We start from the raw sequence: 18,905 nt of genomic DNA, 5'->3' as shown, positions 1-18,905 counted from the left end.
TCGCGCTGATCGAACCTTGACGGGCCGCCGCCGTCGGTGGGGATCGCACGGGCAACCGAGAAACAAGGAGCACCCCATGACCCCAGGCCGGAGCACGGTACGTCGGCTCAGCCTCGCCGGCGCCGCCACAGTCGTGGTGGCGGCGGTCACCGCGGTCACCTTCAACGCCTCCGCGGCCGAGACCACCGCCCGACCGCGGCCGCACCCGACCACCACCCACGCCGCGTCCCCGATCGACCCGCCGGCCGGCCTCAAGCGGCTCAGCTCGTTCGACGTCGCCCGGGGCACCCAGACCTACACCTGCACCGGCGGCGTCTTCACCGGCGCCTCCACGCCGGAGGCGGTGCTCGTCGGCCGGACCGGGCGGCTGCACCACTTCGCCGGCCCGAGCTGGCAGTCGGAGCGGGACGGCTCGCTGGTCACCGCGACCAAGGTCGGCGAGCAGACGCGGCCCGGCACCATCAACGAGCTGCTGCTCCAGATCAACAGCCACAGCGGCGCGGCCAACGGTCAGCTCGCCAAGGCGCAGTACATCCAGCGGCTGCGCACCTCGGGCGGCGTGGCGCCGGCCGGGGCGTGCACCGACGGCGCCAAGGCTTCGGTGCCGTACAAGGCGACCTACGTCTTCTGGGGCTGAGAACGGGCTGAGAAGCCGGTTTGAACGATCACGGTCGCCGGCCGTTGTACCAGGATGCCGAGTCCCAATACGGCCCAGCTTCGGCTGGTGGGCTCGGCGCGCCGCCGACCGGCTGTCCGAAAGTCCGGTCGGCGGTCCTCCCGCCCGGCGTCTTTGATGTGCCCCAGGACGCCGGGCGGTCTCCATGTCCGAGACGACCTATCGTGGTGACCATGACGGTGCTTCCCATTCGGCTCATCGGCGACGAGGTCCTGCGGGCCAAGGCCGAGCCGGTTACCGACTTCGACGCCGAGTTGCGTACGTTGATCGGCGATCTGACCGAGACCCTGGAGAGCTCGGGCGGCGCCGGGCTGGCCGCACCCCAGCTCGGGGTGAGCCTGCGGGTCTTCGCGATCAGCCCGAAGATCACCGACGGCGAGATCCACCACCTGGTCAACCCGGTGCTCGACTTCCCCGACGAGGAAGAGCAGGACGGCCCCGAGGGCTGCCTCTCCATCCCGGGGGTCTACCTCGACACCCGCCGGCGCCAGAACGTGATCGCCAAGGGCTTCAGCTCACACGGCGACCCGGTGCAGATCGTCGGGGAAGGTCTCGTCGCGCGGTGCGTCCAGCACGAGAACGACCACCTCGACGGGGTGCTCTTCGTCGACCGGCAACGCCCCGAGCAGCGTGAGCGGCTGCTGGCGACGCTGCGCGAGGCGACCTGGTGGGACGCGATGCCCGACGTGCGGGTCAGCCCGCACTAGCCCGGATCAGCAGGCCACGCTGGATCCGCTCGATGATCCGCCGGGCCAGGGCCGGGTCGGCGCGGTCGATGTCGCCCAGGGCCTCGCGCCACAGGTGGCGGGCATTGTCGGGCTGCCCGTCGGCCCACAGCGCGTCGCCGATCAGGGTCAGCGTCTCGGCGGCGTTCATCGGCGACTCGGCCAGGCGGAACGCGGCCACACCCTGGTAGAGGCTGGCGAGGCGGCGGTCGTGGTCGTTCAGGTGGCCGTACGCCTCGCCCGACCAGGCCAGCGCCGTGCCCACGCCGTGCAGGTCGTCCACGCTCTCGTAGAGCCGCCGGGCCTCGTCGAACAGGGTCAGCGCCCGCTGTGGGTCGCCCGCCGACAGCGTCGCCTTGGCGATCACCATGAGCGCGCCGCCCTGGCCCCGCCGGGAGTCGCCGGCCCGGAACAGCTCCAGCGCCGTCCGCCCGTGGCCGATCGCCTCGGCGTACCGATCCTGGTCGAAGACGATCTCGGCGATGTTGGTCTCGACGTGGGCCTGCCCGATCGGCCGGCCCAGCCGCTCGAACCCGGACCGGGCCTGTTCCAGGTGGGCCAGCCCGGTCTCGAAGTCGGACCGGAAATAGCAGACCCCGGCCAGGCTGCGGTGCATCAGCGCCTGCCCGAGCAGGTCGTCGCCGGCCGTCGCCAGCCCCACCCGGGCCGCCGTGGCCCACGCGTCGATCTGACCGGTGTACTGCAGGAACGTCTGCAGCGTCAGGGCCGTCTCCCAGGCCGGCTGCGGCGCGCCCGCGGCCTGCGCGATCTCGACCGTGGCCAGCACGTTGTGCTGTTCGGCCAGGAACCAGCTCATCGCCTCGTGCTGGTCGGCGAAGACGCCGGGGATGACTCCGGCCGGCGGTGGTTGCGGCGGGGGAGCGGGTAGCTGGGGGTGCAGGGCGAGATGACCCGCGTACGCGGTGTGATGGAAGTACGCGAGCAGGCGGTGCTCGGCCGCGCGCCGCGCCGCCGGTCCGTCGTGCTCCTCGCCGAGTTCGGTGGCGTACGCCCGGAGCAGATCGTGCATCCGCCAGCGGTCGCCGATCGACTGGACCAGCAGATGCGACCGCAGCTCGGCCAGCAGCGAGGCGGCGGCGTGCGGGGCCACCCCGGCCAGCGCGGCGGTGGCGGCGGTGCCGAACTCGACGTCCGGGTGCAGTGGCAGCAGCCGGAACAGGCGGGCGGCCCGGTCCGAGAGCGCGTGGTACGACCACGAGAAGATCGCGTTCAGGTCGAAGACCGCGTCGCCGAACCCGTCCAGCCGGCCCGACGCGGAGTCGAGCGCGTCGGCGATGCCGCCCAGCGTCAGCTCGGGGTGGATGGCCGACCGGGTGGCGACCAGCGCCAGGGCCAGCGGCAACCGTCCACACCGGTTGATGATCTTGTCGATGGCCTGCGGCTCGGCGGCCGCCCGGTCCTCGCCCAGCCGCTGCGCCAGCAGCTCACGCGCCTCGCCGGCGGGCAGCGGGTCGAGCGACAGCGGGTGGGCCCCGGCCGAGGTCAGCAGCCCGGTGATCGACCGTCGGCTGGTGGTGATGACCAGGCTCTCGCCGCTGCCCGGCAGCAGGTGCCGGATCTGCTGCCAGTCGCTGCAGTTGTCCAGCAGGATCAGCACCTTGCGCCCGGCCAGGACGCTGCGCAGCAGGCCGGCCTGCGCGTGCAGCTCGGCCGGGATCGCGGCCGGCGCCACGCCCAGCGACCACAGGAAGCCGCGCAGCGCCTCGCCCGGCGTCATCACGTTCTGGTCGGCGGCGAACCCGCGCAGGTCGGCGTAGAGCCGGCCGTCGGGATAGCCGGGCGCCAGGTGATGGGCCAGGTGGACGGCCAGCGTGGTCTTGCCGACCCCCGGCATGCCGTCGATGACCAGGGCCCGGGTCGGCCGGCCGGCCCGGCGGTCGTCGGCCAGCAGCCGGTCGGCGCGCCGGATGTCGTCGCGGCGGCCCACGAAGTGTGGATGGTCGGGCGGCAGCTGGGACGGCACCGGGGCGTTCGTCGCCGCCGGCAGCGGGGCGGCGTCCGGGTGGAGCAGGCGGGCGTAGGCCTCCCTCAGCTCGGGGCCGGGCTGGATGCCCCGCTCGTCGGCCAGCCGCCGCCGCACGGCGTCGTAGCAGGCCAGCGCCTCGGCCGTCCGGCCCGTGGCGGCGAGCACCAGCACCATCCGGGCCTGGAGCGCCTCGTCGAGCGGCTCCAGCTCCACGCATCCGCGTACCGCCTCCTCGACGGCCCGGACCCGCCCGCACCGCAACGCGGCGTCGACGGCCTCGCGCATCGCGGCCAGGCCCTCGCCGTCGATCGCGACGAAGTCGGGGTGGACCGGCCCACCGGTCCGCAGCTCGAACGCGCAGCGGTTCTGCCACAGGCCGAGCCCCTGGAGGTACAGGTCGACCGCCTCGTCGTCGGCCGCCGCCCGGGCCCGCGCCACCAGCTCGCGGAACCGCACCAGGTCGAGGCCGTCGCCGACCGGCTGGATGCGGTACTGCGCGCCGTCGCGCAGCAGGTAGGAGCCGGCGGCCCGGGTCGGCAGGCCGGGCTCGAGGGCCCGGCGCAGGACGCCGACATGCCGGTGGACGACGTTCGGGGCGCTGGCCGGCGGATCGGCCGGCCACAGCAGGTCGACCAGCTCGGTGAGGCTCGCGCCCGCGCCGGACGCCGCGCGGGCCAGCAGCAGGGCCAGGATCAGGCGCGGCTGACGGGCGGCGCCGAGGTCGACCTCGTCGTCACCGCGCCACGCCCGGGTCGGGCCGAGGATGGAGAACCGCACCGCGCACACCGCTGCATATTAGGCGGATGGATCACCCGATCCGGATGTCAGGTAGCTGACCGTGCCCGGATGTATCAGCGTGCGGGTTCGGACGCCTCCGCGAGGCGGGCCATCAGCCCGGCGAAGGTGGCCGGGGTCAGGTCGGCGTCCGCCACCGGGCCGAGCAGGCGGCTCCGGACGGTGGTGGTGAGCCGGGACTGCACGGTCGCCACCCGGCGCCGGCCGCGCTCGGTCAGCACCACCTGGTAGACGCGCAGGTCACCCTCGTAGGCCTCGCGGGTCACCGAGCCGGTCGCCTCCAGGCGGTCGACGACCCGGCTCAGCCGGCTGCGCGCGATGCCCGCCGCCTCGGCCAGGTGCGCCATCCGCATCCGCTCGTCCGGCGCGTCGGCCAGGACCAGCAGGGCGGCGTACATGGACAGGGTCAGACCCGACGCGAAGCGCAGGTCGCGTTCCACCGCGGTGGGCATCAGGAGCAGCGCGCGCACCGTCGCCCGCCAGAGCTGCTCCTCGCCCACGTCCAGCGTGTTCTGCATCGGACCCCCGCTCTCATCGTTCCGGCGCGGAAACGGAGAGGCCGCGCCGAGTCCCCAAAGTCCCGGCGCGGCCGCGGAAAGCGATGACGTCATCACCAGTCGCTGTACTCCGCTGGAGCGGCGGCGTCGTGGCCCCCCATCGGCAACCGCTCGGCTCCACTGGCATAGAACGGCCCGCGCCCGCCCTGGTTCAACGACGCTCGAAAAGTTTCCTGGCTCACACCGGCCCCGCAGAAAACCTCCGGCCGGGTGTCGAATGGGCCGATCGCCGTTCGACGCGTTGGTGACAAGGCACCCTGAGATGAGGAGACAGCGATGCGGTTCATGGTCATCACCAAGGCCACGGCGGAGAGCGAGGCCGGCCGGCCGGTCACCAGCGAGGAGATCGAGCGGATGGGCGGCTTCATCCAGGAGATGGTCGACGCCGGCGTGCTGCTGGCCGCGGATGGCATCCACCCCAGCGCCAAGGGCGCCCGGATCTACTTCGACGGCCGGGCCACCACCGTGGTGGACGGGCCGTTCACCGAGACCAAGGAGCTGCTGTCCGGCTTCTTCCTGGTCGAGATGAAGTCGCTGGACGAGTGCGTCGAGTGGTTCAAGCGCTGCCCGGTCCACGTCCCGGACGGGGCCGAGCCCACCAACATCGAGATCCGGCCGGTCATCTCGGCCGACGACCTCGGCGAGGAGCTGACCCCCGAGCAGCGTGAGGCCGTGGCCAAGCGCGAGGCGCAGGCCGCTCCCGGCCACAACTCATTGGGGTAGACATTGGCACGTGGTAACTGACACCCACCGCGCGATCGAGGCGGTCTGGCGGATCGAGGCGGCCCGGCTCATCGCCGGGCTGGCCCGGTTCGTCCGCGACGTCGGGCTGGCCGAGGAGTTGGCGCAGGACGCCCTGGTCGCGGCGCTGGAGCAGTGGCCGGGCGAGGGCGTTCCGCGCAACCCCGGCGCGTGGCTGATGACCACGGCCAAGCGCCGGGCCATCGACCGGATCCGGCGCGACGAGACCTTCAGGCGCAAGCTCCAGGAGCTCGGCCGCGATCTCGAGGAGTCGTCACCGGACATCGGCGCGGTGGTCGCCGACGACGACGGCATCGGCGACGACCTGCTGCGGCTGGTGTTCGTGGCCTGCCACCCGGTGCTGTCGGCCGAGGCCCGGGTCGCGCTGACCCTGCGGCTGCTCGGCGGGCTGACCACCGACGAGATCGCCCGGGCCTTCCTGGTGCCGGAGCCGACCGTGGCCCAGCGGATCGTCCGGGCCAAGAAGACCCTGGCCACCGCCCAGGTGCCGTTCGAGGTGCCGCGGGGCGCCGAGCTGGCGGCCCGGCTCGGCTCGGTGCTCGAGGTCGTCTACCTGATCTTCAACGAGGGGTACGCGGCCACCGCCGGCGACGACTGGATGCGGCCCGGGCTGTGTGCGGACGCGCTGCGGCTGGGCCGGGTCCTGGCCCGGCTGGCCCCGCGCGAGCCCGAGGTGCACGGCCTGGTGGCGCTGATGGAGATCCAGGCGTCCCGGGCCGCCGCCCGCACCGGCCCGGGTGGCGAGCCGATCCTGCTGGCCGACCAGAACCGGGCCCGGTGGGACCAGCTGCTGATCCGCCGTGGCCTGGCCGCGCTGGAGCGGGCCGAGACCCTGATCGACGGGCGGCCCGGCCCGTACGTGCTCCAGGCGGCCATCGTCGCCTGCCACGCCCGGGCCCGGCGCTTCGCCGACACCGACTGGCAGCGCATCGCCGGGCTCTACGAGCGGCTGGCCGAGGCGATGCCGTCCCCGGTGGTCGAGCTCAACCGGGCGGTGGCGCTGTCCATGGCGTTCGGGCCGGCGGCCGGGCTGGCCCTGCTCGACCAGCTGATCGCCGTCCCGGCCCTGCGGAACTATCACCTGCTGCCCGTGGCGCGGGGCGACTTCCTGGCCAAGCTGGGCCGGCCCGCCGAGGCGAGGGCGGAGTTCGAGCGGGCGGCGGCGCTGACCCGCAACGAACGCGAGCGGACCGTCCTGCTGGGCCGCGCCGCCGCCTGTGAGCAGGAGATGCACGATCGATAGGCGTGTATCCAATGTGTACTGAGACCCCCTAGGTTGCGATCCGCAACTGTTGACAGGGGGAAACTGATGAAGCTTCGCTGGGTGAGTCCGGTGGCCATCGCGGCCGTCGTGGTCACCACCACACTCGCGGCGCCGGCCGGCGCCGCACCGGCCGGCGGCACCGCGTCGGCCCTCACCGCCGACCGGGCACCGAAAGCCGACACGCCGGGAGCGGTCCGGCGTACCCCGGGGATCGGCGGCGACCCACAGGGCGCACGCCGGACTACCACCACGACCGACGACGTGCCGGCGCCGGGGCTGGGCATGCAGGAGTGGTACCCGATCGAGCTGCGCCAGCTCGCCGACCGGCTCCAGCTGTTGGTCAACACGGCCAACGGCAACGTCATCGTGCGCTACCAGGACCTGCGGGTCAGCGGGATCGGGTTCGGCACCGACGTGTCGCACGTCTACAACAACCTCACCCAGGACGACGAGCAGGGCGCGTTCGGGCGGGGCTGGACCATGTCGACCGGCCAGGACGTGTGGATCGACATCCAGTCGTCCAAGGTCGTGCTGCACGGGCCGACCGGCTACACCAGCACGTTCACCAAGAGCTCGAACGGCGCCTGGAAGGCCGGCAGCGGCCTCAACGCCGAGCTCACCAAGAGGTCCGACGGGCAGTTCGAGCTGGAGTGGGACGACTCCGAGGACGTCTGGACCTTCCACAGCAACGGGTCGCTGCGGGAGATGCGCAACAACAACGACGTCAAGATCAAGCTGAACTACGACGCGGCCCACGACGATCGGCTGGCCGCCATCTACGACCCGCTCGGGCGGGTCACCACGATGAGCGAGTACGACGCCGGCAACCGGATCGTGCGGATGACCGACACGACCGGCGGCGTGCACGGGCCCTTCGAGTACGACGGCAGCGGCAACCTGACGTCGTTCCCGGACCGGCTCGGCAACCGGATCACGTTCGGCTACGACGGCGGCAACCTCACGTCGATCACCGACCCCAAGGGCAGCACCTATTCGCTGACGTACGACAACCAGCGGCGCGTGAAGACGATCAGCGAGCCCACCGGCGCGGCGCCGGCCGTCACCACGTACGACTATCCGGAGAGCAAGAAGACCACCGAGAAGGACCCCCGCGGCAACACCTCGACCTACCACTTCGACGACGAGGGCCGGCAGACCAAGGCCATCGACCCGAACGGCAACGAGCAGGGCAAGTCGTGGACGGCCAACAGCGACGTCGCCTCGACCACCAACGGGCTCGGCGCCAAGGTCACCTACGGCTTCGACGAGACCACCAACAACCCGACCAGCGCCACCCTGCCGACCGGGGCCAAGTCGGTGACCGGCTACACCGACGCCACCCACCCGTCGTTCCCGACCTCGATGACCGACCCGCAGGGCAACAAGGTCGCGAACACCTACGGCGCGGACGGCGACCTGCTCTCCACCAAGTCGGTCACGCTCAACAAGGACCTCTACAAGTACGACCACAACGACTGGGGCCAGGTCACCAGGTCGACCGACCCGGACGGCCGGGTCACCACCTACAAGTACGACGACGGCGGCCGCCTCACCAGCGAGTTCCCGCCCGGCGCGCTCCAGGAGCGGAGCTTCAAGTACGACGACCGCGACCGGATCACCGACACCACCGACGGCAACAAGAACAAGATCCATTACCGGTACGACGCCCTGGACCGCCTCGTGGAGGTCCAGCGGGTGGACGGCACCACCTACGTGCCGATCCAATACATCCAGTACGACGCCAACGGGAACCTGAAGAGCCGGTCGTTCGCCGACAGCTTCGCCGAGTTCGTCTACAGCCCCCGCAACCAGGTGACCGAGGCACGCAACACCCGCGGCGGTCTCCGGTACGACGTGTACTACCGGTACGACCTCAACAACAACCTGACCCGCATCCAGGACGACGGCGGCCTGGTCGACTACGAGTACGACAAGGCCAACCGGCTGGATTACCAGTCCGGCCCGAAGTCGGGCATGTGGGCCCGGTTCGGCTACGACAAGGCCGACCGCCGCACCTCGACCCGCTTCGCCAGCGATTTCCAGGTCACCGCCGAGTACGACAAGTCCGGCCGGCAGACGTCACTGGTGGCCAAGCGCCCGGACGGCACCAAGCCGATCGACCGCAGCTACGACTGGGAGGACGCCGACGGCGACACCTCGCTGCTCCAGTCGGAGAAGCGGGAGGGCGCGACGATCAGCTACCTGTACGACGAGCGCAACCGGCTGCTGCGGGCGGGGTCGCACAAATACAAGCTCGACGAGGCGTCGAACCTGAAGGAGGCCGAGGGCAGGACCTTCACCAACAATGACGCGGGGCAGGTGGCGTCGTCCGGCGGCGTGACCTACACCCACGACGGCAATGGCAACCTGACGATCGGCAGCGGCAGTGAGCTCAGCGCCACCTACAGCCCGACCAACCAGCTCACCAAGCTGAACGACATCGCAATCACCTACCAGAGCACCGACCAGACCCAGCGCGCAGTGATCAAGACCGGCGCCCGCGAGCAGGTGCTCACGAACACCGCGATCGGCGTCACCGGTGTGACCACCGACGGCAAGCGGTCGAGTTTTGTGCGGGACTCGGCCGGCAATCTGATCGGCCAGATCACCGAGGACGGCAAGCCGCTCTACGCGGTCACCGACTACCAAGGCTCGACCCTGCTCCTGGTCGACGCCAACCACGCCGAGGCGGCGAAGTACACCTACAAGCCCTACGGCGACACCACGAAGACGGGTTGGGCGGCCGCCGCCAACCCGTTCCGCTGGATCGGCGGGTGGCAGCTCGACGACGCTCACGGCACCTACCTGCTCGGGCACCGGCAGCACGACCCGAAGCTGGCCCGGTTCACCCAGGTCGACCCGTCGGGGAAGGAACTCAACCGATACAGCTACGGCATGGCCAACCCGGTCAGCAACACGGATCCGACCGGCCAGGCGGTCATTCCCTGGATCGCCACCCAGATCGTCAAGGCGGTCGACGCCGGCGGCAACGTCAAGAACGCCGCCGAGGCCACGACGAACATGAATCCGCAGGAAGCGTGGGCGGGTATCGCGGGTGTGGCCGCCAGCGTCGCCACCGGCGCGGCCTGCGGCGCGGTGATGGCGACCCTGCTCATTCCGACCGCCGGGGCCAGCGGCTTCGTCGGAGCGGGCGTCTGCTGGCTGGCCGGTGAGGCCGTCGGCACCGGCGTCAAACAGGCGATCGAGAACGCCTAGGCGACAGAGCTGGGTGGCCGATCGCGGGATGCGAAGGCCGCCCAGCCCGCCAGCGCCGTGCCGACGCAGAGGGCGGCCGCGCTCAGCGACAGCGACCAGTGCACCCCGATCGCCGCGCCCAGCACGCCCACGGTCAGGCCGCTGCCGAAGCGGAGCCCGTTGGCCGACATGTTGTAGACGCCGATCACCCGGCCGCGTTCGCCCGGGGGCGCCAGCAGCTGGACCACGGTCTGACCGATCGACATCGACGCGAGGTTGGCCACGCCGCCCACGAGCAGCAGGGCCACGGCGAGCGGATAGGAGGGCGAGACGGCGAAGAAGAGCGTGCTCAGCCCGTACACCATCGTGCTGGTGACCGCCGCCCCGACGGTCGCCTTGACGACGCCGGTGGCCTCCATCAGGACGCCGCCGAGCACGCCGCCGGCGCCGGTCGCGAAGAGCAGGATGCCGTACGCCGTGCCCGCGCCGCCGGCCCCGAGGTCCTGCGCGAAGATCGGCATGGCCGACTGCAGGGACGCGCCGACGAAGAACGAGCCCAGGCCGCCCAGGATGATCATGCTGACCAGGGTGCGGTTGCCGCTGACCTCGCGCAGCGTGCGGACCGCGCCGAGAAGACCCATGCGGCGGCGTGGGGACGCGTCGCGGGTGTGGCCGGTGAAGCGGGTGCGGAACAGGAAGATCGTCAGCGGCAGGTAGAACGCGATGTTGGCGACGATGCCCCAGGTCGGCCCGAGTCCGAGCAGCAGCGCCGAGCCGATCACCGGACCGAACAGGATGCCCAGGCTGCGGAACGTGGCGTTCAGGCGGACCGCGCTGGGCAGGTCGTCGTCGCCGACGAAGTCGTGCAGCATCAACTGCTCGGCCGGGCCCCACAGCGCGCCGGCCAGGCCGTGCAGCACCAGCAGCAGGCAGGCCGACCAGACCTGGAGCGTGCCGGTCAGGAACAGCACGCCCCACCCGGCCGAGACCAGCATGAACAGCGTCTGCGCGACCTGGATCACCCGGCGGCAGTCGAACCGGTCGGCCAGCCCGCCGAAATACACCGAGAACAGCAGGAACGGCACCCAGTGGCTGATCACCTGGAAGCCGGACAGCACCGGCGACCGGAACGTCTCCCACAGCACCCAGTAGGTGATGACGTGCTCGATGTTGTCGGCCATCATCGCCATCGCCGCCCCGAACAGGTAGGGGCGGCTGTCCCGGTTGCGGAGCGCGGCGAAGCGGCGGGGCCGGGTCACGTCTGGGGCGGGCATCGCCCGTTAATCTAGCCCGCGGTGATCTCCACCCAGTCGAGGTCGCCCACGTAGTAGTCGCAGCCCACCTCGATCTGGTCGCAGTCGAGCTTGCCGCCGATGGTCACCGCCCACGAGTTGGAGATCCGGCCGGTCCAGCCGATCCGCGACGCGACCAGGGCGCCGTCGGCGAAGAGATAGACCCCCTTCTGCGTACGCTCGCAGCGCGCCGTGTGCCAGAGGCCGTCGTTGAGCTTCCGTGGCGTCGACAGCAGGATCGCGCCGGCCGACCCGCGGTAGTAGCACTGCACGACGCCGTTCGGGATCTGCACCTTGAAGTTGCCGCCGGAGACGGTGGCCTGGCCCTTCTGCACGATGTTGCCGAACTTCCCGGTGGTCCGGAACCGGAGGGTCACCGCGTAGTTCCGGTTGCCGGGGTCGAGGTCCGAGCTGTCGGAGACCGTGATGATGTGCCCGGGGCGGGGCGGCGGGACGTCCGGCACGACCCGGGCGAAGCGGTAGCCGGTGACGCCACCGGCGCGCACCCCGGTGACGACCTCGCTGCCGATCTTGCCGCGGTGCCCGCGCCCGCTCGCGTCGACCATGGTCCGCGCGCCGGAAGACTCGTTCATCTTCCACTGGGCGACCAGGCTGCTCGCGGCCGCGTCGGCCGGCTGCCCGGCAGCGGTGGTGAGCAGGGCCGCGGTGACGACCGCGATGGCGATGGGGTGCGGGATTCTCACGGGCGGCCTCGGTTGAGTTCGGGATCAATCGGACAAACGCACTGTAGGTCTGGAGGCCTCCGGGGCGGGGGACGCGTGCCGGAGCGGCGGAGTTACCCATCGGAAACAATGTGGCTCATTCGCGCCGTGACGCATCCGCGCCATTGATAGCCGTCGTTGAATCAGCAAACAATTCCTCTCGACACTCCCTGGCCACGCATTGTTTCGGCGGCGTTACGGGGTGTGCCTGTCGGCGCCAGGACTACCCCTGGACGCCGTCGCTGCCGGGCGTGGACACCACCGCGTCCCGGCTGAGTGGGGGAGGAACCACATGTCAGGTACGCGCTTGAGACGCGTACGGTCATCCGCGGTGGGCGGGGCCCTTCTGGCCCTGGCCATCACCGCGGCGGGCTTAACCGCCCCGACCGCAGCCTCGGCCGCCGTTCAGCGGCCTTCGGTCAGCTCCGAAGTCCTGTCCACGGTCGCCGCCAAGGGCAGCGCCACCTTCTGGGTCTACCTGCGTTCGCAGGCCGACCTCGCCTCGGCCGCGAAGATCGCCGACTCCAACGTTCAGGGCGCCACGGTCTACCAGCGGCTGACCAGCATCGCCAAGGAGTCCCAGAGCGGCGTGATCGCGCTGCTCGACGCCCACAAGGCGAAGTACCGGTCGTACTGGATCAGCAACGCGCTGAACGTCACCGGCGACCGTGAGCTGCTCGACGCGCTCAGCGTCCGGGCCGACGTCGCCAAGATCGAGCCCACCTCGACCTTCAAGGTCATCGAGCCGGTCAAGAAGCGGTCCGCCGACAAGTCGACGCAGGCCACCGAGTGGGGCCTGAACAGCATCAAGGCGCCCCAGGTGTGGAGCGATTACGGCATCGACGGCAACGGCATCACGGTCGCCAACGTCGACACCGGCGTGGACTACACCCACCCGGCGCTCAAGAACAAGTACCGCGGCCTGCAGGCCGACGGGTCCTACGACCACAACTACAACTGGTTCGACCCGGCCAACATCTGCTCCGGCGACGCGCCCTGCGACAACAACTCGCACGGCACGCACACCATGGGCACGATGGTCGGCAGCGACGGCGGCGCCAACCAGATCGGTGTCGCGCCGGGCGCCAAGTTCATCGCGGCCAAGGGCTGCGAGACGAACGGTTGCTCCGAGGCCTCGCTGCTCGCCTCCGCGCAGTGGATCCTGGCCCCGACCGACTCCAACGGTCAGAACCCCCGCCCGGACCTGCGCCCCGACGTGGTCAACAACTCGTGGGGCGGCGGCCGCGGCAGCACCTGGTACCAGGACGCGGTCAAGGCCTGGGTCGCGGCGGGCATCTTCCCGGCGTTCTCCAACGGCAACTCCGGCCCGGGCTGCGGCAGCGCCTCGGACCCCGGTGACTACCCGGAGTCCTACTCCGCGGGCGCCTACGACTCGGCCGGCGACATCGCCGACTTCTCCAGCCGTGGCTCCTCGGCGTTCGACAACGCCGTGAAGCCGGACATCGCGGCGCCGGGCGTGGACGTGCGCTCCAGCGTCCCCGGCGGCGGCTACGACGAGTACAGCGGCACCTCGATGGCCTCACCGCACGTGGCCGGCTCGGTCGCGCTGCTGTGGTCGGCCGCGCCGTCGCTCGAGCGGGACATCGCCACCACCCGGACCCTGTTCGACGACACCGCGTCGGACACCCCCGACAGCCAGTGCGGCGGCACCGACGACGACAACAACGTCTTCGGCGAGGGCAAGCTCGACGTCTTCAAGGCCGTCACGGAGGCGCCGCGGGGCCCGATCGCGCGGGCCAACGGCACCGTCACCGACGAGGCCACCGGCCGTCCGATCACCGGCGTCACGGTGACCTCCGAGGGCCGTACGGTCCTCACCGACGCGCAGGGCCGCTACTCGCTGACCCTGGAGGCCGGCACCCATGAGGTGACCGCCACCAAGTACGGCTACGTCGCCGAGACGGTCACCGTCACGGTGGAGGAGGGCCAGCTCCTGGTCCTGAACTTCGCCCTGGCCCCGGCCCAGATGGTCAAGGTGTCCGGCAAGGTCGTCGACGGCTCCGGCCACGGCTGGCCGCTGTACGCCAAGGTCGAGGTGACCGGCCGGCCCGGCGCCCCGACCTACACCGACCCGCTGACCGGCACGTACTCGGTCGACCTGCCCGCCAACACCACGTACACGGTGAAGGCGACGCCGGTCTACCCGGGTTACCTCCCGGCCACCGGCGAGGTCGTGGTGGGCACCACGCCCGCCACCGGCGACCTGGTCGCCAAGGTGACGCCGGAGTGCACCGCGACCGGCTACCGGGCGACCTACGGCGAGCCCAGCATCAGTGAGGACTTCACCGCCGCCAGTGCCCCCGAGGGCTGGGAGGTCGTGAACCGCACCGACAGTGGTGGCTGGGGGTTCACCGACGAGGGTCGCCGCGGCAACCTGACCGGTGGCAGCGGCAACTTCGCCATCGTCGACAGCGACCACCTGGGCAGCGGTAACACCCAGGACACCGACCTGATCACGAAGCCGCTCGACCTGTCCGGCACGGCCTCGCCGTTCCTGCGGTTCAACAGCGACTTCTGGTCGATCGGCAGCGGCAACCCGATCGACATCGACGTCTCCGCCGACGGCGGCGCGTCCTGGACCAACGTCCTGCACACCACGGACAGCCGTCGTGGCCCGCGGGTCGAGGAGATCTCGCTGGCCCCGGTCGCCGGTGACGCCGACGCCCAGGTCCGCTTCCGCTACAAGGGCTCGTGGGCCTGGTGGTGGCAGATCGACAACGTGCAGGTCGTGAACCGCGCCTGCACCCCGATCCCGGGTGGCCTGGTGGTCGGCAACACGACCGACTCCAACACCGGCGCCGCGCTCAACGGGGTCACCGTCACCAGTGACGACGTCCCGGCCGACAAGGCGGTCTCGGCCGTCACGCCGGACGACGCCAACCTGGCCGACGGCTTCTACTGGCTGTTCTCCACGGCCACCGGATCGCACGGCTTCACCGCGGCCAAGTCGCCGTACACGCCGGCCAAGAAGACCGTCGACGTGCCGGCCAACGGTGTGGCCAAGGCCGACTTCGCCCTCGGGGCGGGCCGGCTGACGGTCACCCCGCCGGCGATCGAGTCGCACCAGGTCTACGGTTCGGCCCGGTCGGCCAACGTGACGGTCAAGAACACCGGTAACGCGCCGGCCACCATTCAGCCGACCGAGACCTCGAAGGGCTTCGAGGTGCTGAAGTCGGCCGAGGCCGCGGGCGTGGTGACCGTACCCGTCAAGGGCCTGAGCGTGGCCAACACCGGCCGCACCTACGCCACGGCGCCGAAGAGCAGCGCCAAGGCGGCGGACGCGTGGGCCGCGATCCCGAACGTGCCCAGCGCCATCATGGACAACGCCGCCATCACCGCCGGCGGCAAGGTCTACTCGATCGGTGGCGGCACCAGCTCGGGCAACGAGACGAAGCTGTTCGTCTACGACCCGGCCGAGTCGACCTGGTCGACGCTCGCGGCCATGCCGCACGGCCGGGCCAAGCCCTCGGTCGCCGAGTACAGCGGCAAGCTGTACGTCTTCGGTGGCTGGAGCGACGGTGGCGACCCGGCGACCTCGGTGGATGTCTACGACATCGCCGCGGGCACCTGGTCCACGCTGGACGCCACCAACCCGAACGCCCGCGCGGCGGCCGGCAGCGCGGTGCTGGACGGCAAGGTCTACCTGGTGGGCGGCTGCGTCGACGGCGGCTGTGCGCCGTCGACCGAGACCGTGGTCTTCGACCTCGCCTCGGGCACCTTCGGTGCGGCTGCCGCCTACCCGCACCCGGTCTCCTGGACCGGTTGTGGCGCGGTCGGTGGCCAGGTCGTCTGCGCCGGTGGCGCGGACGGCGAGACCGGCGTCTTCTACGCGGACACCCAGGTGTTCGACGGCAGTGGCTGGACCGCCGGTCCGAACCTGCCGCAGAACAACTTCGGTGCGGCCGCCACGGCGGCCGGTGGGGTTCTCGTGTACGCCGGCGGCGCGGTCAACAACGGCGCGTCGCTGACCAACGCGACCCTCGCGTACGACCCCGCCTCGGGCTCGTGGGCGAACCTGCCCGCGATGGCCGCTCCCAAGTACCGGGCCGCCGCCTCCTGTGGCGCGTACCGGCTGGGTGGCTCGTCCGGTGGCTTCACCGGCACGGCCGACGCGGCGTTCCTCGACGGCCTCGCCGACTGCGAGGGCGGCGGCGACATCACCTGGCTGACCACGGACGCGGACGAGGGCTTCACGCTGGCCCCCGGCGCGACCCGGAAGATCAAGGTGACGTTCACCGCGACCGCCGAGGCGGGCGTCCTGCAGCCGGGTACCTTCACCGGCCTGCTGGGCTTCCGTAGCGACAGCCCGTACGCCGTCCCGGCGATCGACGTGGAGATGAACGTGTCTCCGCCGGCCTCGTGGGGCAAGGTCGTCGGCACGGTCACCGGGGCGACCTGCTCCGGCGGCAGCGTGCCGCTGAAGGCCACCATCCGCCTGAACGGCGCGGCCGGCCACACCCTGGTCGCCGACGCCCAGGGCAAGTACGGCTGGTGGCTCCAGCGCGGCAACTACCAGGTCGTCGTGGCGAAGGACGGGTACATCCCGGAGGTCTTCACGGTGAAGGTCAACGCGGGCTTCGTCGAGACGGCGAACTTCGAGCTGGACCCGGTGGTGGCCTGCTCGACCCGGGCCGCCCTCGAGCGGCGCCTGGCGGTCTGAACGACAACTGAACAGGGGAGCGGCGGCCGCCTGGTGCGGCCGCCGCTCTCGTGTCCGGTGGCGGCCGGGATGGAGCGGATCACTCGAACATGGAGTGACCTTCGCCCTGGACGCGCCGGCGGGCGCGGCGGCGCCGCTGGATGACCACGATGTCGATGGCGGCGATCAGGGCGAGCACGACCAGGATCCACCCGCCGGCGGTCCAGCCGCCGCGGAAGGCGAGCACCCCGAGGGCGGCCGAGGTGATCAGGCCGAAGATCGCCAGGGCGAGCCGCAGGTTGAGGGGGCTGTACGGCCGTTCGACCGTTCCCTTACGCCCGGGCGGTTGCGGATGTACGGACACACCTCATGTCTACCCGAACGTCACCGAGTTACGCGGCGTCAGCGGCCCAGGTGGTCGAACTAGCGACCGATGTCTATGGTGAGCCGCAATCGCCTGACCTTCAGTGGAGGACGACATCGTGCGACGACGCACAGTAACGGCGGTCCTGAGCGGGGTGGTCGCCACGGCGGCGGCGGCCGTGTTCGCGATCGCCGGCACGGGGACTGCCAACGCCATCGCCAACGGTGAGCTGGTCCAGGAGGGTCAGTACCGGTTCTCGGTGCAGCTGGTCATGACCGGCATCCCGACCCCGACCGGCGGCAAGCGCAACAGCGGCTGCTCCGGCGCGCTGATCGCGCGGCAGTGGATCATCACCGCCGGGCACTGCTTCCGGGACGCGAACGGCGTCCGGGTGGAGCGGCCGGTCGCCGACTCGACCGTGGCCACCATCGGCAAGGCCGACGTGAACGGCACCGGCAAGGGCTACCGCGGCGAGATCGTGGCGGTCCGCCAGTCGACCACCGCCGACGTGTCGATCGCCAAGCTGGCGTCCCCGGTCCGCGGCATCAAGCCGCTGGCCATCTCGGACGCCCCGCCCGAGGCCGGCGACGTGCTCCGGCTCACCGGCTACGGCTCGACGCAGAGCGCCAGCCCGGTGCAGGAGACCAAGCTGCGCACCGGCCAGCTGGAGGTCCTGAACGTCACCGGCACCACCATCGGCGTGGAGGGCTTCGCGCCCGCCGACAACACCACCCCGTGCCCGTTCGACTCGGGCGGCCCGTTCTTCATCGAGCAGCGCTGGCGCGCGCCCAAGCTGGTCTCCGTGGTCAGCGACGGCCCGTCCTGCCCGCACAGCGAGGAGGAGACCAGCGCCCGGGTGGACAACCTGAAGGACTGGATCGAGGACGCGATCGCCGCCTCATGATGGCGAAGGGGCCCTTCCCGGAAGAGAAGGGCCCCTTCTTCGTACGTGCGGTCAGCGCGCCGGGAGCCACTTCTCCCAGACCGCGCGGTTGTCGTCCAGCCACTTCTTGGCGGCGGCGTCCCGCGAGAGCTTGCCGACCGTGATGTCCCGGGCCACCTGGTTCTGGTCGGCGTCGGTCCACTTGAAGTTCTTCACCAGGTCGGCGGCCGGCGAGCCGCTGTCCACGAACGCCTTGCGGGCGACCTTGTCGAGGTCGTACGGCTGGTAGTCGCACTTGACGATCTTCGGGTCGGCGTCGCAGCCGGGCTTGTAGACCGGCAGGTTGACCTTGACCAGCGCGAGCTCGGCCAGCAGCCACTGCGGCGAGTAGAAGTAGCCGATCATCGGCTTCTTGTCCTTCTCGGCCTTGCGGAACGCGGCGATGAGCGCGTCCTCGCTGCCCGAGTAGACCACCTGGTAGTTCAGCCCGAGGTTCTTGATCAGCGACTCGTCGTTGGTGACGAAGGACGGGTCGCCGCCCAGGAACTGGCCCTTGTCGCCGGTCTTCTCGGTCTTGAACAGCTCGGCGTACTCGTTGAGGTTCTTGTAGTTCTTGATGTCCGGGTGTTCCTTGACCAGCCACGGCGGGACGTACCAGCCGAGCACGCCCTTGTTGCCGGTCAGGCCCTGCTCGACGGCCACCTTGCGGTCGTCGACGTACTTCTTCTTCAGGTCGTCGTGGCCCCAGTTCTCCAGGATCACGTCGACCTGACCGTTGGCGAGACCCTCCCAGGACGCGTCCTCGGTCAGGTCCTTCTCCACGACGTTGCAGCCCAGCTCGGTCTTCATCAGGTAGCCGACGACGGCGGCGTTCGCCTCGTACCCCACCCAGGGGTTGATCGCGACGTTGACCGTGCCGCAGCCGGTGCGGGTGACCCCCGGCGGGTCGGTGATCGCGGCGGCCGAGTCACCGCAGGCGGCCAGGGCCAGCACCGACGACAGCGCGGTGAGCTTCATCAGGAT

The 18,905-nt window shown here is 71.0% G+C and carries 13 protein-coding genes; 7 read left to right on the top strand and 6 right to left on the bottom strand.

Annotated features, from left to right (window positions below; translation table 11 throughout):
* Positions 1 to 76 precede the first annotated feature (76 nt).
* Together AB0O15_RS37085 and def are read left to right on the top strand one after the other, a co-directional pair.
* A complete protein-coding gene (locus AB0O15_RS37085; RefSeq protein ID WP_364329007.1) occupies positions 77 to 637 on the top strand; it encodes a DUF3455 domain-containing protein in 561 nt (186 codons plus the stop codon).
* A gap of 212 nt (positions 638 to 849) precedes the next feature.
* Complete coding sequence (gene def / locus AB0O15_RS37080; RefSeq protein WP_364329004.1) at positions 850 to 1,383, top strand: peptide deformylase; 534 nt, start codon at positions 850 to 852, stop codon at positions 1,381 to 1,383.
* On the opposite strand, the gene AB0O15_RS37075 is transcribed toward def, so the two are convergent.
* Positions 1,370 to 4,165 (bottom strand): BTAD domain-containing putative transcriptional regulator, encoded by a 2,796-nt coding sequence (locus AB0O15_RS37075; protein WP_364329001.1) that lies wholly within the window; start codon positions 4,163 to 4,165, stop codon positions 1,370 to 1,372. The two genes, def and AB0O15_RS37075, sit on opposite strands and share 14 nt — an antisense overlap.
* Before the next feature lie 74 nt (positions 4,166 to 4,239).
* Positions 4,240 to 4,701 (bottom strand): MarR family transcriptional regulator, encoded by a 462-nt coding sequence (locus tag AB0O15_RS37070; RefSeq protein WP_364328998.1) that lies wholly within the window; start codon positions 4,699 to 4,701, stop codon positions 4,240 to 4,242.
* A 315-nt stretch (positions 4,702 to 5,016) separates the two neighbouring features.
* Between AB0O15_RS37070 and AB0O15_RS37065 the strand changes: the two genes are divergently transcribed.
* The 3 genes from AB0O15_RS37065 to AB0O15_RS37055 all read left to right on the top strand — a co-directional run bounded on the left by AB0O15_RS37065 (position 5,017) and on the right by AB0O15_RS37055 (position 9,982).
* Positions 5,017 to 5,463, top strand: coding sequence for a YciI family protein (locus tag AB0O15_RS37065; protein WP_364328995.1), 447 nt, complete (start codon positions 5,017 to 5,019; stop codon positions 5,461 to 5,463).
* Between the two features lie 10 nt (positions 5,464 to 5,473).
* Positions 5,474 to 6,745, top strand: coding sequence for an RNA polymerase sigma factor (locus tag AB0O15_RS37060; protein ID WP_364328992.1), 1,272 nt, complete (start codon positions 5,474 to 5,476; stop codon positions 6,743 to 6,745).
* A gap of 66 nt (positions 6,746 to 6,811) precedes the next feature.
* A complete protein-coding gene (locus tag AB0O15_RS37055; RefSeq protein WP_364328989.1) occupies positions 6,812 to 9,982 on the top strand; it encodes an RHS repeat-associated core domain-containing protein in 3,171 nt (1,056 codons plus the stop codon).
* Here AB0O15_RS37055 and AB0O15_RS37050 read toward each other — a convergent pair.
* Positions 9,979 to 11,235, bottom strand: coding sequence for an MFS transporter (locus AB0O15_RS37050; protein ID WP_364328986.1), 1,257 nt, complete (start codon positions 11,233 to 11,235; stop codon positions 9,979 to 9,981). The two genes, AB0O15_RS37055 and AB0O15_RS37050, sit on opposite strands and share 4 nt — an antisense overlap.
* 11 nt (positions 11,236 to 11,246) lie before the next feature.
* Complete coding sequence (locus AB0O15_RS37045; protein WP_364328983.1) at positions 11,247 to 11,957, bottom strand: laminin G domain-containing protein; 711 nt, start codon at positions 11,955 to 11,957, stop codon at positions 11,247 to 11,249.
* A gap of 349 nt (positions 11,958 to 12,306) precedes the next feature.
* Here AB0O15_RS37045 and AB0O15_RS37040 point away from each other — a divergent pair, with 349 nt between their 5' ends.
* Positions 12,307 to 16,656 carry a S8 family serine peptidase gene (locus tag AB0O15_RS37040; protein WP_364328980.1) on the top strand — a complete coding sequence of 1,450 codons (4,350 nt, stop codon included), beginning with the start codon at positions 12,307 to 12,309 and terminating at the stop codon, positions 16,654 to 16,656.
* A 79-nt stretch (positions 16,657 to 16,735) separates the two neighbouring features.
* Here AB0O15_RS37040 and AB0O15_RS37035 read toward each other — a convergent pair whose 3' ends face one another.
* Entirely contained in the window at positions 16,736 to 16,999 is a 264-nt protein-coding gene (locus AB0O15_RS37035) for a DUF6343 family protein (RefSeq protein ID WP_364328977.1), read from the bottom strand.
* 118 nt (positions 17,000 to 17,117) lie between these two features.
* On the opposite strand from AB0O15_RS37035, the gene AB0O15_RS37030 reads away from it, so the two are divergent.
* Positions 17,118 to 17,903: a S1 family peptidase gene (locus tag AB0O15_RS37030; RefSeq protein WP_364328974.1), complete on the top strand. Its 786-nt coding sequence runs from the start codon at positions 17,118 to 17,120 to the stop codon at positions 17,901 to 17,903.
* A gap of 51 nt (positions 17,904 to 17,954) precedes the next feature.
* On the opposite strand, the gene AB0O15_RS37025 is transcribed toward AB0O15_RS37030, so the two are convergent.
* The gene (locus AB0O15_RS37025; RefSeq protein WP_364329328.1) at positions 17,955 to 18,899 is read right to left on the bottom strand and encodes an ABC transporter substrate-binding protein; all 945 of its coding nucleotides are present in this window, start codon (positions 18,897 to 18,899) and stop codon (positions 17,955 to 17,957) included.
* Positions 18,900 to 18,905: the final 6 nt, after the last annotated feature.

This window comes from Actinoplanes sp. NPDC089786 (genome assembly GCF_040684855.1).
In the GTDB taxonomy this organism is placed as follows: domain Bacteria; phylum Actinomycetota; class Actinomycetes; order Mycobacteriales; family Micromonosporaceae; genus Actinoplanes.
This window is presented reverse-complemented; position numbering and strand designations above follow the sequence as displayed.